The 16,266-nt window shown below is 53.8% G+C and carries 11 protein-coding genes; all 11 read right to left on the bottom strand.

The window, feature by feature from the left end:
- Positions 1–26: 26 nt before the first annotated feature.
- The 11 genes from ACYJL1_RS21725 to ACYJL1_RS21675 all read right to left on the bottom strand — a co-directional run bounded on the left by ACYJL1_RS21725 (position 27) and on the right by ACYJL1_RS21675 (position 16,266).
- Entirely contained in the window at positions 27–1,715 is a 1,689-nt protein-coding gene (locus tag ACYJL1_RS21725) for an amino acid ABC transporter ATP-binding/permease protein (protein WP_460899230.1), read from the bottom strand.
- Positions 1,712–3,478 carry a thiol reductant ABC exporter subunit CydD gene (cydD, locus tag ACYJL1_RS21720; protein ID WP_460899229.1) on the bottom strand — a complete coding sequence of 589 codons (1,767 nt, stop codon included), beginning with the start codon at positions 3,476–3,478 and terminating at the stop codon, positions 1,712–1,714. The genes ACYJL1_RS21725 and cydD overlap by 4 nt, the downstream gene beginning before the upstream one ends.
- Positions 3,479–3,482: 4 nt before the next feature.
- On the bottom strand, positions 3,483–4,055 hold the full coding sequence (locus tag ACYJL1_RS21715; RefSeq protein WP_460899228.1) for a GbsR/MarR family transcriptional regulator: 573 nt from the start codon (positions 4,053–4,055) through the stop codon (positions 3,483–3,485).
- A gap of 180 nt (positions 4,056–4,235) precedes the next feature.
- The gene (gene efeO / locus ACYJL1_RS21710) at positions 4,236–5,057 is read right to left on the bottom strand and encodes an iron uptake system protein EfeO (protein WP_460899956.1); all 822 of its coding nucleotides are present in this window, start codon (positions 5,055–5,057) and stop codon (positions 4,236–4,238) included.
- Between the two features lie 18 nt (positions 5,058–5,075).
- Positions 5,076–6,371: an iron uptake transporter deferrochelatase/peroxidase subunit gene (gene efeB, locus ACYJL1_RS21705; protein ID WP_460899227.1), complete on the bottom strand. Its 1,296-nt coding sequence runs from the start codon at positions 6,369–6,371 to the stop codon at positions 5,076–5,078.
- A 5-nt stretch (positions 6,372–6,376) separates the two neighbouring features.
- Positions 6,377–7,564, bottom strand: coding sequence for an iron uptake system protein EfeO (gene efeO / locus ACYJL1_RS21700; protein WP_460899226.1), 1,188 nt, complete (start codon positions 7,562–7,564; stop codon positions 6,377–6,379).
- 16 nt (positions 7,565–7,580) lie between these two features.
- The gene (gene efeU, locus ACYJL1_RS21695; protein ID WP_460899225.1) at positions 7,581–8,420 is read right to left on the bottom strand and encodes an iron uptake transporter permease EfeU; all 840 of its coding nucleotides are present in this window, start codon (positions 8,418–8,420) and stop codon (positions 7,581–7,583) included.
- A 1,042-nt stretch (positions 8,421–9,462) separates the two neighbouring features.
- Entirely contained in the window at positions 9,463–11,217 is a 1,755-nt protein-coding gene (locus ACYJL1_RS21690) for an alginate O-acetyltransferase AlgX-related protein (RefSeq protein WP_460899224.1), read from the bottom strand.
- Positions 11,214–12,053 carry a glycoside hydrolase family 16 protein gene (locus ACYJL1_RS21685; RefSeq protein ID WP_460899223.1) on the bottom strand — a complete coding sequence of 280 codons (840 nt, stop codon included), beginning with the start codon at positions 12,051–12,053 and terminating at the stop codon, positions 11,214–11,216. The genes ACYJL1_RS21690 and ACYJL1_RS21685 overlap by 4 nt, the downstream gene beginning before the upstream one ends.
- Entirely contained in the window at positions 12,050–13,396 is a 1,347-nt protein-coding gene (locus ACYJL1_RS21680) for a polysaccharide pyruvyl transferase family protein (RefSeq protein WP_460899222.1), read from the bottom strand. The genes ACYJL1_RS21685 and ACYJL1_RS21680 overlap by 4 nt, the downstream gene beginning before the upstream one ends.
- Before the next feature lie 2 nt (positions 13,397–13,398).
- A complete protein-coding gene (locus ACYJL1_RS21675) occupies positions 13,399–16,266 on the bottom strand; it encodes a glycosyltransferase (RefSeq protein ID WP_460899221.1) in 2,868 nt (955 codons plus the stop codon).

The raw sequence follows: 16,266 nt of genomic DNA, 5'->3' as shown, positions 1-16,266 counted from the left end.
CTCACACGAGCCGATTGAATAATCGTTCAGTCCGGCCTTAGACCGTCGAGGATGCTTTGATATTCCGGTTGCCCCTTGCAATATGCCGCTTTGAGGCGGCCATGCTCAAGCACCAGCAATCGATCAGCCAGCATGGCCTCTCGTCTGATATGTGTTGCGATGACGACGGTCTGTTGCTTCATTTGGCCGGCCAGCCGTTGCAGAACGTCGCGCGCAGTTTCCCCGTCGATACCTTCAGAGGGCTCATCAAGCAGCCAGACGGGCGCGTTACGCAACAAAAGGCGGGCTAGTGCGAAGCGTCGCCCTTGACCTCCCGAGAGGCCAATTCCGCTTTCCCCAAGCCTTGTGTTCAATCCTTCGGGCAACCCGGCAACCAGTTCAGCCAACCCGGCAATCGCCAAGACATCCAACAAACGTTGGTCGGTTGCGCTTGGATCAGCCAAAAGAAGATTATTGCGGAGGCTGTCCTGAAAAAGTTCGGTCCTTTGGGTGAGCAATGTTGAGGGCATACACTTTACAACCCCTTGCCCAGCTGGGATTTCGCCCGCCAGGAGCGCCAGCAACGTCGTTTTGCCTGAACCGCTTGCGCCAACGATAGCCACGCGCTCACCACGCTCAAGGGTGAGTGATATATTTTGCAAAGACGGAAAGGAGGACGCATTGTAGGTTACACAGGCACCCTGAAGCTCGATCGCCAAATTTCCTGTCGGGGCTTGCAAGGGGAGGGGATTTGCGGTGGCAACCAGATCCGGCCCGAGACGCCGTGCCGCAAGGACAGTTCTGCCAAGTTCTACTGCGCCGCGCCTTAAAGCCGCGAACGGTTCCAGCGCCGCAAGAGCAACCAACATTCCCATCACCGCCACAGGTCCACTGATAGCTCCTGCGCTGGCAAGATACGCAACACCATACAAAACACCACCAAGCAAAACGGCTGAAGCAACACCGAAACAGGCGGCAACTTTCGTTTCGATAAGATTTAGAGCGTCATCCGATACAGCAAGCCGTGCATCTGCTGTCAGAACTGACTTTCTGAAAGCCTGCAATTGCCCTGCCATAACCAGTTCGGTTTGGCCCGCCACAACGTCAATCGTGCGTGAACGAAGCAATTCAAGGTTATGAGCGCGGCGTCGAGCCGGCACTGTGCTCCAGCGCGCAGCAAGAAAGGGAATTCCAAATCCTGTTGCAAGGAGCCATGCCGCGGCTCCCAGACCAAGCAATGGGTGCATCGCGCCAAACACGACCGCTACAGTCAAAGCCGTGCAGAACGCGACCGCTGCCGGAACAAGAATCCGCAGATACAGCGAATCAAGTGCATCAATGTCAGCAGTCAGCCGAAACAATGTTCGGGAAGGCTGAAGTGACAATCTGTTTGATATGCGCCGTTGCACTGCATTCCTGAAAAGCCGCTCGCGCAGCCCTGCAAGTACGCCAAGCGTTGCCTCATGGGTTGTCAGGCGCTCACCATAGCGGGCTGCGGTTCTGGCAAGTGACAAGAACCTTATGGCGGCAGCGGGGGCGAACACGTCAAAGACGAGGGCAGTCGTTGCCGAAGCACCGGCAATTGCTGTCGCCGTGATAAACCAGCCGGACACACCCAGCAGCGCTATGCCTGCAAAGACAGTACAAGCTGCAAGCAACGCGCCTGCCAGCAGCATGGCGCGTTTTTCGGCAAGAAAGAGGCCAACAACAGGTCGAAACACGCTCCAGAGGGTCATGCGGGTTCCTTCACATTGGTCTCATTTCCAATGATGACTATTCTGTCCATGCGCTTCGCCAGAACCGGATCGTGTGTCGCAACAATCAAGGTCTTGCCAGCAGCAACGGCCAGCAAATGATCGGCAATTTCATCGGCAGTTGCCTTGTCGAGATGCGCGGTCGGCTCATCTGCGAGGATGATACCGGCGTCGGGGTTGATCGCCATCCGCGCCAATGCAAGCCGCCGGATTTCGCCCCCGGAAAGTCCTGAGCCGCCTTCGCCCAGATAGTTGTGGCTTTTTGCATTGGCAACGTTGCTCAGGGAAGAAACATCCAACGCTCCATTAACGTCGCCCTTGGTCAGATCATTGCGATGCAGGCATATGTTGTCGTAGACTGTACCCGCGAAAATATGCGGCTTTTGCCCCATGCAGCTCATCCGCTTGCGCAAGATTTCACTGCTGTTGGCATCCAGCAGCGTATCATCGATCTCAATTGTTCCTGCCGTATAAGGCGCCAGTCCTGCAACCAGTGCCAACAGGGTCGATTTGCCCGCGCCGCTTGGTCCCAATAGAGCCACATGCTCCCCAGCGCGAACGTCAAAATTGAATCCATCAAACAGGGGGGCGTTCGACCCCGCGTGACCAAATTTCAGGTTCTTTACCGAGAGCCTCGCCGGTACTCCGGACCACCGTACACTCGGCAGTTGCGAAGCGTTGCCCGGCATGGGCATCCCTGTCGTCGCGAGCCCGTCCAGCGCATCGATTGCGGCCTCTCCGGCAGCTCGGTCATGCCACACCGCCGACAATTCCCGCAAAGGATCAAAAAAAGCAGGCGCCAGCAAGAGAATAAAGAGACCTTCGCCAAGACTGAGGCGATTTCCCCAAGCGCCAAATTCAAGCTGCCCAAGGAAGTGGAACCCGACATAGACGGCGACCATGGCAACGCCCAAGGCAGCAAAAAGCTCAAGAACGGCTGAGGACAGGAATGCAATGCGCAATACAGCCATTGTGCGGATTTTGAGTTCTTCTGCATTGGCGCGCAGTCTTCGCGCCGTGAAATCCACAGCCCCCAAAGAACGGATAGTAGCGAGGCCGCGTAGCCGATCGAGCAAAAACGCATTCAGATCGCCCATTTCGGCGAGATGCCGTTCACTTGCCGCTTTTGCACGCCACCCGATCAGCGCCATGAAAATGGGGATCAATGGCGCTGCAATCAGCAAAACCAGCCCGGCAACCCAGGACAATGGAAAGACGCAGACCAGAATACCAAGCGGAACGATTGTCGCCTTCATTCTTGCTGGCCTGAAGCGCGCAAGATAGGGCAAGATCGCGTCCGCCTGCTCGGCAATCACACTGGCGGCCAGCCCCGATGCGGGCTTTTCAATGTCGAGCGGCGAGCGCCGGGAAAGCGTAAGGATTGCCTGCGTTCTCTTTACAGATAGAGTTTCGCGGGCCTTGTGAAAGGCAAGCCTGGTACCAAGGGCATCGAGCAGGGCTCGCAGTACACCCAAGGCGATGACGGCGGCAGCAACCCAATGGATATTCGCCATGCTGCCAGCAATGATGATGCTTGCTCCTTTGGCCAGTAAAGCGGCCTGCGGTATCCAAAGCAGAGAGGCCAGCACCTGAACAATGGCGGCAGCCTTGCCTCCATCATCTCCAGGTTTTTTCTTCACACCTGCCCCAACCGCGCCATGATCGAGGTTTGCGTGCTGCGATACATCACCGCCTGCCAATCCCTCCTTGTGAAGCGCTATGTTTGACGGGTGCACAGAGCTCATAGTCTCAGCCCTTGTCGTTCGTGCGTTTTGAGCGGCCAAGAGAAACGATCTTGTCCTTGGCTTCCAGAAGCTTTGTGACCTTCGCACCAAGCGTCAGCAACGTGGCAAGACGATCAGTTTCCAGTTGCTTGACATCTTCATACCAGGTTGTCAGCCGCTCGATAAGGCTATGCATTTCTCCCATCCGCACTTGCGCGTGGCGCTCTGCATCGCTTGCGGGTTTCTGCATGAGGATTTCCCGCAAAACCGACAGTGTTGGGTCAACTTCGCGCTTTTTCCGCTCTTCAGCAAGTGTTCTGAGTATTTGCCAGACATCATCCGGCGTCGTGAAAAAATCGCGCCGGTCATCCGGAAGATGCTTGAGCAGAACCAGATTCCACGTCTGCAGCTCGCGCAGGCTCATTGAAACATTGGAGCGGGAGATCCCGAGAGATTCAACGATTTGGTCAGCGTTCAGCGGTTCTGGAGATACATAAAGCAGGGCATAGATTTGACCGACAGTACGATTGATACCCCATCGGCTGCCCATTTCGCCAAAATGGAGCACAAATGATTGGACAAGTGGCGGCAGGTTCATTGTCGCTTTCCGTTACAACAGTTATTTCAGTAATTACTGAAATAACGATACTGCCGAAAAACTCTTTCTTCAACGTCAACCATGGAGGTGCGACGATTAGGCTTCCTTCGACCGCGCAAAAGAAAAGCCCGGCCGAGTCGCATGACCGGGCCGGGCTTTCATATCTAACAAAAGCGTTGCTTAGTTTAGACCAAGCTTACCGCGCAAGGTGGAAAGGTCTTCAGCAAGCGTGTTGACAGCGGCCGCCAGCACGGCACGGTCGTCCTCTGTCAGCTTGTCGTAAAGCTCATAGCCGTCGCCCTTTTTGTACTTTGCCAGAGTGACATCGACCTTGTCGAAGTTTCCTGTAACCTTGGTGATGAATTCACCCTCGTCCTTCTCAATCAAGGGGCGTACGAGATCGAAAATCTTGCGCGATCCATCAAAATTAGCCTTGAAATCCCAAAGGTCAGTGTGGCTGTAACGGTCTTCTTCGCCCGAAATCTTGGTGGCCGCAACTTCCTCCATAAGCACTGCAGCGCCGCCAACAACCTTCTCCGGCGGGAGTGTCAAATCAGTAATACGCTTGTTGAGTTCCGTCACATCTGCCATCAGCTTGTCGGCAAATGGTGCGAGGTCCTTCGTGCTGTTTTCGGAAAACAATCCGTACTCGATCCGGTGGAAACCAGTGAAAGCCGGATCTTTTTCAGCCTTTTCGTGGTCATCGGCCCGTGAATCAATCGACGCATCAAGATCGCTGAAAAGTTCTGCAATCGGTTCGATTGCTTCATAGCTCATGCGTGTTGGAGCAAAGAGAGACTTGGCTTTATCAACATCGCCAGCCTTCACGGCATCGGTAAAGGCCTTGGTATCAGAAACCAGCTTTTCCAGATTCTCGGATACGTAGATCTTATAATCGGCAATGGGGCCAACCAGATCGAGCGGAGCGACTTCGGCCGAAGCCACGCGCGGCAGGAATGCTGCAGAGATCGCAAAAAAGCTTGCAGAGAGTGCTATCTTCAATTTCATCGTCAAATTCCTTTAGGATTTTATGCGGGCCAGCTGATGACCCGACGCTTCAAGAAGTGTCCGGCCTACGAAGTCGTCCTCGTTCGCTGGGCCGGGCAGTGTAAAAAAGAAACCGCCACCAATCGGTTTGATATATTCTTCGAGCGGTTCACCATCGAGCTGTCGTTGAACGGTGATGAAGCCCTTCTCAAGATCAGCCTGGTAGCAAATGAAAAGCAGTCCCTGTTCAAGCTGGCCTGACTTGGAGACGCCATTCGAATAGTTGAATGGGCGGCGCAAAATGAGATTCTCATCAGATGTTTTCGTGCGCTTATTGGCCAATCTGATATGGGCATCCAAGGCAGTGACTTTGCCTTCCGGATCATTGGAATAGTCGGGGATATCAAATTCGCCAGCGCCTCCGAAAGGCGCTCCGCTGGCTTTTTTGCGACCGATGATTGCTTCCTGTTCGGCAAGCGGCGTCCTGTCCCAGCGTTCGACGAAATTGCGTATGATCCGCACGACCTGATATGTGCCCGCATGGGCCCATGATGGTTCGTCGCTTTGATGCACCCAGACGAGCTTGTCCATCAGCGGTGAATCATTGCCATCCGGATTGGCGGTGCCGTCACGGAAACCCAGAAAATTTCGCGCCGTTTCGTGACTGCCGTCAAGTTTTGGCGGAAGAACGGGCACAGAGCCCTCCTGCTTCCACCGAAGAACCATGAGATCGGGCAGGTTTTTCAGAATATCACGCAGGGCGTGGATGTTCGTATCTGGTGTGTTTGCGCAAATCTGCAAGCTCAGATCGCCGTGACATAAATCAGCATCGAGCGCATCGTTGGGTGACGCTTTCATGCGGGAAAGCCGCGCTGGCTTATGGGCTATGAGCCAATCGCGCTGATCAAAGAAGGAAGATCCCAATGACACTGTCATCGTCAAATTGTCCGGCGGGATAACAGGGCCCAAAATGCCCGAATCCGATGGCGGCAATTTATCGTCGAACTCCGGCGGCCTTCCACCTTGCATCAGAAAAGCGATGCGCTGCGACAGCGTTCTGAACAGTCGCTCGACTTCTTCCGGTGTCTTTGCAAGCACATGGAAAGACGCAACCATACCTGCTGCGGGACGTGGCGTGACTATGCCGGCTTGATGTACGCCGTAAAATGACTGCCGTTCCTGCGTTTTGTCACTGACTGGAGCATCCGTAACCTGTTCGCCCTGTTTTTCTGCGGCGCTTGCGGCCGATAGCCCCGCAACCACAGCGGAGCCCGCGCCAAACAGCACGGTACGGCGTGTCGTTGTAAATTTTCCAGTATCATTTTTCACTTAAATTACTCCAAACCAACTGCCATATTCAATTTGCCGATAGCATCAGCCAAAGCCTTCATTTTCTGCGCGAGTACCTCCCGGCTTTCCTTCGTCACCTTGTCATAGGCGGGATATCCTTCCGCACCACTCATTGCAGTCAGGGTCGTGTTGGCCTCGGCAAGCCGGGTTTCGATATCCGCCACAACTGCTGGCGCTGCCTGAACTGCGATCGGCTTCAAAAGCGCCATCATGCGCGATGTGCCAGACAGATTGGCTTCAAAATCAACCAGGTCGGTTTTGGAATAATGGTCCTCACCATTGGCAATCTTCGTATCGGCGATTGAGCCGATGAGGCGGGCAGCACCCTTGGCTATTTGCTCCGGAGGTATTCGCAGCCCGCGCACGCGATCTTTAAGGGCTGTTACATCAGCCAGCAGTTTCGCCGAAACCGGCTCCAGCCCATCAAGACTATCGGAAGCGTAAAGCCCATACTCAATCCGGTGAAAGCCGGTAAATGCAGGATCTTGTTCACGCTTCTCAAGATAATCGGCAATGGGATCGATGGCATTGTGCAGATCAGCAAACATATCTGCCATTGGCTCAATCTGCTTGTAGGGAATGCGGGCCGTTTGATAAAGCGCGCGCGCCTTCTCAAGATCCCCCGCCTGAATTGCTGCATCAAGCGCGGCTGTCGCCTTCACCAGACTATTGGTCTGGGTCATCAGAAACACCTGGAACTCGGCAAGCGCGCCAACAAAGGAAACAAGGGGAGGGCGCGCCGCTTCAGCTTCCGATTCTGCTGATGGCGTAACGTGCAATGTGCCGCGCGGGCTGCTGAGAAGTCCGCAAGTGATTTCATAATCACCGGCCTTCAGTTTTGCCTGCATCGTCTGGGTGAAGCCTGGAAGAATGTTTTCACGTTCCTCAAGAACCATAACGCCATCAAGGATTTCCCACTCGAGCGCACGGTCGGAATTGTTGATGATCTTGAACGTGGAGCGGCCGGCGGGAACGGTGATGGCGTTAGGATCGCAAGTACCATCTTTGATTGTCACGACGATTGCGTTGTCTTGTGTCCCTGACTTCATATTCTTCGACGCAAGATAGAAGGCTCCGGCCCCTGCAGCGACCAGAATTGCAGCACCGGCAACCGCCAGTTTCATCAGTTTTTGCGAAGGGGCAGGGGAAGCTGGACCTGTATTGCGCGTCATTCGGCGTTCTTTCAATTCAACGGGAAAGTTTTGGTGATGTTAAAGGTCTGTGAGCACTTGCAGGACGCAGGAAGAAAAAGAGGCTGATTGACAAAAACCCGATATAGACAATCACTTCGCCAAGTGTCGGTGCATCCTGATAACCGAATATACCCGACAGCAAAGTGCCGAGCGGGCTACCAATCGGCAAAATATTGCTGAAATCAAAAACAACGGACTGAAGACCATTCCAGACGCCAGCTTCGTGAAAATGACGCAGTGACCCTGACAGGATACCGGCAGCAACGATCAGAATAAAAATTCCGGTCCAGTAGAAGAACCGGCGAAGATTGAGGCGGATACCACCGGCATATATAGCGTAGCCAAGAACAATCGATACGAGAATGCCAAACAATGCGCCGAGTGGAGCATCGTTATTTGTGCTCTGCTGAAATATGGCGAGCAGGAAAAATACGGACTCCAGACCCTCACGCGCTACGGCAAAAAATACCATGGCAATCAAGGCGGTGGCCTGACCCGATGAATGCGCGAGTGCATTATCAATGGAGGCGTGCAGCTCCGATTTGATCGACCGTGCTGCCTTGCGCATCCAGAACACCATGGACAACAATATGAAAGCCGCGATGACGCCCACAATTGCTTCAAAAAACTCCTGCGCTTTCTGGGGGAACTCAGCGCTTACCATCTGGAGGCCCGCGCCGACAAATAGCGAGAGTGCAATCGCCAGCAATATGCCGATCCATACCGCAGGCATCCAGGCCCCACGCCCTGTCTGTTTCAGGTAACTGGCAACGATGCCGACGATCAAAGCCGCCTCGATGCCTTCGCGGAGCATTATCAGAAATGGAACCAGCATTTATCAACCTCAGCTTGCATAACGCCCTAAGGGCTGCCACGCAAAATCGCCGGAGTCATAGACCGCATCGAAAAACGAAGCAATAACAATATATTAGAAGAATTCTAATATAAAATTGCACTGGAAATTACCCAATCATTTCCATATGTTGACTGGATTTGTCACAATTCGACTGGGGATCTAAATCAAAAATCATCGTCGGCTGTGACGTTGTTCGTGGTTCGACAACCTCACCATGAGGGAGGGGGGTGGGTTGCAATGACAGTCGCCAACGTTGCAAGAGTTGGCTCCCTTCAACCACCCCCCCTCCCTGACGCTTCGCGTCCCGGGGCGAGCCACTTGTCTCTTCCGTCCTTCGAACCCCCACATGGGGAAGTACCCCGCATTGCCCACGAGATGACCTGTGGCTGATGGCAGTAGCACTTGTTTCTGCTGCATTGGCGCTGTGCGTGGTTCGACGGGGCTCACCATGAGGAGGACTGGTGATTGCAGGGAAACCGTATTTGCGATGTAGCTGAAACGTTGACGATGAGCTTGCAACCCGCTCACTTTCCTCATGGTGAGCCCCGTCGAACCACGCAATACATCACTGCATCCTCAAAAAAAATAATCTTCCAAAAACTTATCCAACAGTTCCCGCTCTGAATTATTCTGCTCCTGTCCTTCCCGCGGGAAACAGCTTCCGGAGCCGTTCGAAGTTTGGGGAAGGATGGGCGCCTCCGATGGCGGGTTACGGACCCGCCATCCGGGGAGGTTCTGTCCAAGGGTTCCCCTGCCGTTACCAGGAACGGCGCGTGCTGGACGAGCACTTTAAGGGGCGAGTAGGCGACGCATGGCGTGCCGCAAATGGCACTCCCCGACGCCGAGGCCTCCCAAGCGGAACGGCAGAATGAAAAATCGCCGGACGGGCGGTCTTCGGATCGCTTGAACTACTACAAAGACGCGCTTCGATGACCGCCCGTCTTTCCCACCACCTCAATAGCCAGACGCGAAAGCGGGCGTGGCAAGGGGTCACCACACCTGTTCTTTGAAAAGTGAACGATCAAGAACGAACAGGCACTTTCTGTGCGCTTAGCCGATCCAGCGTCTTGACCGCCCAGTCCCAATCCGGCGCCAGTTCCGCGCCTCGCATTGCAGCTTCGGTAGCCTTGGCTCTATCTCCATTGACCTCATGCAATTGTGACCGGAGCATATAAATTTCTGCTCTCTGTCGGGCTTGGAAAAGCGTTTCAAGCAACCGGTCAGTAGCGATAAGACCCTGCTCGGGGTTGGTTTTGGTGTGAACCCGCAGATTGGCAAGCTTGAGCAATGGCCACGTCCATTCCGGCTTCGCATCCGAAGCGCGCACGAAAGCTTCGGCAGCTTCTTCAATATTATCAAGTGCCTCATGGCACCGGCCAAGCAACTGCCAGGCATCTGCGGAATCAGGACGGCGCGAGAGATAATCTCTCATGATCTCTACAGATTCTGCATGCTTTTGCTGCCGGAACAGAACCTGTGCAAGCTGATAGTTCCACCAATCGACACTGCTATCCAGTTCGATGGCTTTTCGAAGCTGTTCTTCGGCTTTCTCCGGTTGTTCAAGCCGCATCAATGTCAGAGCCAGTTGATGGCGCGCACGTGCATTCCACGGTTCGGCAGCGACAGCACGTTCAGCATAGATTTTGGCATCGTCCAGCCGCTCGCCCAGACGGGATAACTCTGTCGAAATCAGATGATGCGCTTCTGGATTATCCGGATGATGCTTCTTCAGATCCTCTATCAATGCAGCGCTGATCGATTTGCCGCTATGGGCCGCAATTAACGCTTCATAGATTGGCCGTACAGGAAGGACCGCAGGCGAGACCTGCATCGTCTGCTTGGTTGCCTCCGCCAGATCATCCCGCGATAGAAGCTTCAGTTTGGAGCGGACAACGGACGCATAGCTGAAGTGTGGCGTATCGACAGGAGGATCGATTAGAAAGCGCTCGACAAATTCAGACAGGACAACATCGGGCCTGTAAGCTTCAATCAGTTCCCGGTCGAAGGATTTGCCATAGATATAGACCAGCGTACTGAAACTCTCCTTCAAAAATGGCAGGAGATTACCGCCAAAGGAATCGCCAAACATGACGCAACGCGGCAATGTCGTATCCTTGTTGGTGAAGACACGGATACGCCCACGATTCGGGATTCGATTGTCAAAGGAAAGCTTCCCGGCCGCCTTTTCTATTCTCGTAGACAGGGTAGGGGCCGAAACCGCTGGCTCAAACTTTATGCCTAGATCGCCGACATAAGGAACTTCCTCGAAGGAAATGCGCGATGGCTCGATTTGCAGCGGCTCAATGCCATTTTGCGACAGTCCCCGGCAAAACTCCTGATAACCTATATAGGCGCCAAAACCGCTCCAATGCGTATCTGTTTTGGGATAGGTAAGGCCCTTGGCCTTGCCTGCACGGATTGCCTCAAGCGGATAGACTATCTTTGATGCGCGGCGCGGTCCAAGCGCCGTCATGATCTGGTGGAGCGGTCTTGTGTCGGCAATCTCAACCCAATCAGGCAGCTGCTCGGAATAGACCAGCTCTTTGTTTGGGGCGACGAAAACCAGATGCTGTGCGCCCAGTGAAGAAACATAGGCATCGCGCTCAAGGATCAATTTACGCCAGGCTTCGACACCCTTCTGATCCAGAATATGCCGTCCGGTAATCTGATCGATGACACGATTGGAATCGTGATCGAGAAATATCCACCCATCCTTGCCCAACAGATATTTCTTGCTTTTGTCGGCGCGCGACGTTGAGGTAAAATCATCGGTCATGAACATCTCCTGACTTGCAATTCCTGCCAATCGGTATTTTGAAAGACACGGATATTTCTAATCGAGGTCGCAGCCCCGTCGACATCGCCATCGTCTTTCCCTGCGAAAGATGCCACTGCATTGCTGAACAGTAACTGCGCTGGCGTATGCGCAAAATCATTGACGGCCTCAAAGATTTTCTTCTCGTCGAAATAGAATTTGAAGCTGTCCTCGCTCCACAACATCCCGTAACGGTGAAATTCGTTTGCCAGCTTCACACGCGGACGGTAGCTCTTCGACAGCACCTTCTTTTCCGGCAACCACTGGCGTGCTGTCACATGCACGAGATTTGGAAACTTCGCTTCAACCACGTCGAGTTCGAAACGCTTGTCCCCCTCGCTTTCCGGCACGGAGGTCAGCCAGAATGCATTATTGACGCCCGCTTCATTGGCGATTTTCATCTCGCATTCAAAGTAGCCATATCGCTGACGAAAATCTTTCGTCCGAACATAGCCACCAACGAATGGTCGGTTGCCACGCTGATCATCGCGATTTCGTCCCAGCTTCAACAAAAGCCCGGCACCGGAAATCGTAACATTTTCCGGTCGCCGGACAGACTTGGTCTCACCGCCGCCGTCGGTAACTTTTACCCACCGCTGATCAAAACCGGGATTGTCGGTGAAATCATCGGTGAACGACAAATGCCAATCCCCGGATGCGCGCTGCAATGCAGTAGGCAGATCCGGGCAAAGCGCACGGGCAAGAGCGGGCCGTGCAAGCAAACCAGCCGAAGCAACCCCAAAGCCTGCAAGGGCCAGAAAGGAGCGCCGGCTGAGTCGTGCACGGCTTTCACTCATTCAGCAGCTACCTTTGCCACCGGCGCTTCTTTAAGGCTACGCAGGCTGGTTTCAAGATTCCAGGCACGATTGCGAAGCACTTCAACCTCACCAGTCATGAAATCGATCTCGCTGCGGAACCACGAAACGGCCTCATGGATGTTATGCGGCACCTGAACCAGATTAGGCGTCGATTGCGGCTTGTCTGCTGGCGCTGCCACTGGCTTGGGCAAGACGTGGTTGAGCTTGTTTTCCGTCAGGAAGCGATGGTACTCCGCAAAGTTCTGACGGTAGATATGCTGAACCTTGGTGAAATCGGCCTTCTCAAGCAGTTTCTCAAGATTGATCGGGAGGTAATCCTCGATCTCTATTGAAGGGATCGCAAAGAGCGAAGACAATTCGCGAATGCGTGAATCATAGGTGAAGAAGATTGCCGGAATGCCCTGATGCAAGGCGATGACATTGCCGTGCAGGCGGAAGCCGACCATAACATCGACATTGGCAGCGGCATCTGCTGCCCACTCGTCAATGTCAAAGAACGCGCTCATGCGGTTATTGAGCATTTCCTCAGCTTCGGGATGGCCGAGCAGTCCGAACTTGGTCAGGATGGCTTTGACATTATCCTGCTTCTCCTTGCCCGACGAGAAGATCGCAAGTGTCTCTTCCCGCTCACCCTGTGAATAGAGTTTGCTGGACGGACGTTTTGCAACCGCATCAATCAAAGCCCGCTGCATGCGATTGGTCTTGGTCGCATTGCTTGCATAATCTGCGGAGAGATATTTGTTCAGTGTCAGGCCAATACGTGCCTTCTCCGGGTCGATCGACTTGATGGCGATCGAAGGACGCAATGAACGGTAAAAGCTAGGGCAGCCGATAACGCGCACATTTTTGATACCTAGATCGTTGAATATCTCGGCACTGTAGAAGCCGCGAACGCCGATCGTTTCGCATTTGTCAGCGATGATCTTCCAGGCCTCAACCGTGCCTTTCGGAACATTGAGTTTCTTGTATTTGCCAGCCTGTGCACCGACGCCAATGGCAACGACCGGACCTTTCAGTTTCTTCAGCAAAGGTACAACGTGGCCAAGATCAACGGTCTCGGTCAGATAGTTTGATCCACGCACAACGGTGGCTTCATAGCTGTCATCCTGTGGCCACAGCTTTTCATTTCCCGCGTGGGAAAACTGCACGTTCCTGATTTCATCATAGGCCAGCGCCTTGAGCGTGGCATCATAGACGAGCACGTCGCCCGTATTGATGCCGCCCTTGTTGAAGGCCGCAAGCGGATCTTCAAACTTGAGATAAGCCGCCTTGTTGCCAGGCTTGACCGCAGCACCACCATTCAGAACGAAAAGTTTCTTCATCGCTAGTTCCTCAAATTATTCATATTGGCTGACCCGGCAGCAGCGATTTGCAACGGCCTGATTTCGGTAATTTCATTATGGTCTTCTTGATCTTCATCGAGTGTTGTCACCTCAACCCGGTGAACGCGGCTGGAGGAGATTGGAACAACGGCCTGCTCCAAGAGTTGTGGAGTTTGTTCAAGGCTCTGCGGCAGCCGATCGGGGAACCATGCCTTCAACTGCTTTACCAGCGGTGCAACACTTTCTTCCCAGGCAAGGGAACCACCTCGGATAGCTGCCGCTTCTGATAGACGCTGCAACGCATCAGGGTCGGTCGCCAGGGCAGAAATCGCTTCCGTCAGTTCGCGGATGATTATTGTGTCATCTTCGGACCGGATAAGCAGTCCGTCCACGGCATGATCAATAAGCTCATCGACGGCACCTACCGCCGTGGCAATCGGCACACAGCCGAGCCGCTGGGCCTCGATAATTGTCAGCGGAGCTCCCTCCCAGCGCGACGGCAATACGACAACGTCAGCCCAAGTGAATGCCTTATTGAGATGGCGGCTTGAAAATACCGGCGGCTCAACCTGTACGCCGATTTCTGCAAACCGGTCCTTCCACGATCCGCCTGCACCCGCATCCATCACGTCGCTGCCGATTATCTTCCAGTCGACGGGTTCCTGGCGTTCGCGCAGATCGCGGACGGATGCGAACAGGCGCTCAATACCTTTTTGTGCATCCAACCGGCCAAGGAAAAGCACGTTGAGCCTGTCCTTTTGAGCTTTGGTCCGCCGCGCCGACAACATGGTCTCCCGCTCTTTGGCCGCCAATGCATAGCTTGCTGCATTTTGTATATGCATGAGCTTTGCTATCGGCACACCCATTCCATGCAACCACTCGACCATATCGTTGGAGCAGGTCAGAATCGCATCGTAGACATGCTCAAATGCAAGTGTGAGATAAGGATGACCGGCATCACGCCCCATTCTGGATTTATCCAGCACATGGACATAGTTCAGAACCTTGACGCCGCGGCGGCGCAGATCGCCGAGCAAGGCGTTCACGGGTGCCACCTGATTGTTGATGACGACATCAAGACCGGCAAGAAAACCCATGATCTGCTCGGCCTTAGCTGCTTCGTCATGCCCCATCATCAGGTCATGGCCCGCAAATTTGTTAGGCCCACCCCAAAGTGGATAATCGTCGGACAGAAAGTTAACGGATTTGAATACGCCGTCATTTTCCGGGACGCGATTGTAGACAGCTTTGCCAAACAGGAAGAGATGCACTTCGCACCCGGCGCTCTTCAAAGCATTGGCCACCGCATAGGCCACCTTTTCGACGCCGCCAAAGCTGGCGATCGGCAACAGAAATCCGACGCGCAACGGGTTAGTCGCCTGCGGCAACCGTGGCATGACAGGCTTTGCACCAACTGCGTGGCGCAATAGCTCGAAATAGCGGCTCCGGTTGGGAAAATAAACAGACCGCCAAAGCCAACGGTTCCTTGTCTTTGAGCGATATCCAGCGTCCCGCAGCGCACCAAGCGTGGCCAGAAGTGCATTTGTCGACGATAACGCCGTGCTCTGCATTTCGCGTGCCGTAAATGGACCACTCACCACGATTTCTACGACGTTCGGCGAAGGGACAGATTTATGCAGCGAGCGTATCCAGTCATCTGAAGTATCATCTGCACAGGTTGAAAAAATATCGAATGTGCACATCCAGCCGAAGGGCTTATCGGTCAATTGCTCCGCATCGCTGATCGTACGGATGTCGATTCCCATTCTGGCGTTATTGCGTTCAAAGCGGATCGCGACGAAGTGGTGCTTCTCGGCGATACGCTCACTCAACCACAATAGATTATGGATGAGTCCAAGGCGTGTTAGCGCTTCGCGATGGGCAGCGGTCATCCAGAGCATGAATGGCGGAACACCGAATGTTTCGGGTTCGGTCTTTGCGGCCCAGAAGCGGGTCACAAAATCTTCCAGACTACATTTGGCATGATCGACCGTTGGGTCGGTAAACATATCGACTGCGTAAGCACCCATGCCGATTGCCGCATACCGAGGAGCTTCCTGATGCTCCCACGTCAACAAAGTTTCCGTGGCGAAGAGCTTCTTATGCTTCTGCCGGATATAGGTGAGAATACCTTCGCGTGTGCGATTGGAATCGCGAAGCATGCTTTCAGCGCGTTGGCGGTATTCAAACCCAAAAAAGGGATAGTTTGCACCGAGAAACCCGCGCCCGATTGCCTGCAGCCAAAAGTCCCAATCTTCAAACCCGGATGTCATGCTTTCATCGAAGCGAATACCCGCATCAAGCATACGCCGTGAAACCAGGCTGCCAGCCTCGCAAATATTATCAAAAGTCAGATGCAATAGACGCGAGTATTGTGTCGTGTAGTTTCCGTTCCACTCAATCCCGAACTTATCGATGTTGGGGTAAATCCAGTCAACCTTGTCATCCGCTTTCATAAAAGCAAGAATATCGCGAAGAGCGGTCGTCGTAATCCGGTTGTCGGCATCGAGAAAGTAAACCGCTTCAAGCTCCTCGAAATTGCGTAGTGCAAACTCAATCCCGTAATTGCGTGCTGAGCTCAGTCCACCATTGGCCTTGCGCAGATAAAAGACATTCGAATACGCCAGGGCATAGGTACGCCCGATTTCGCCAGTCTCGGGAAAAGGGCAACCATCGTCTACAATCAGCACAGCAATATCAAACGGTGCCTGTTGTGCCAGCGCCGATTCAATTGCTTCAGCCAGCAATACAGAGTGTTTATAAGCGGGAATTATGACCGCAACTTTCGGCGAAAAACGCGGCTCCGGTTCTTCGCCTGAAGGCAACTGACCTGCTACTTTCTCGCGTAGACGGTTTATCTGGTCCAGCAT

It is taken from the genome of Phyllobacterium sp. K27, assembly GCF_054796155.1.
The sequence above is the reverse complement of the archived record's forward strand: the minus strand, read 5'-3'. Positions and strand labels throughout refer to the sequence as shown.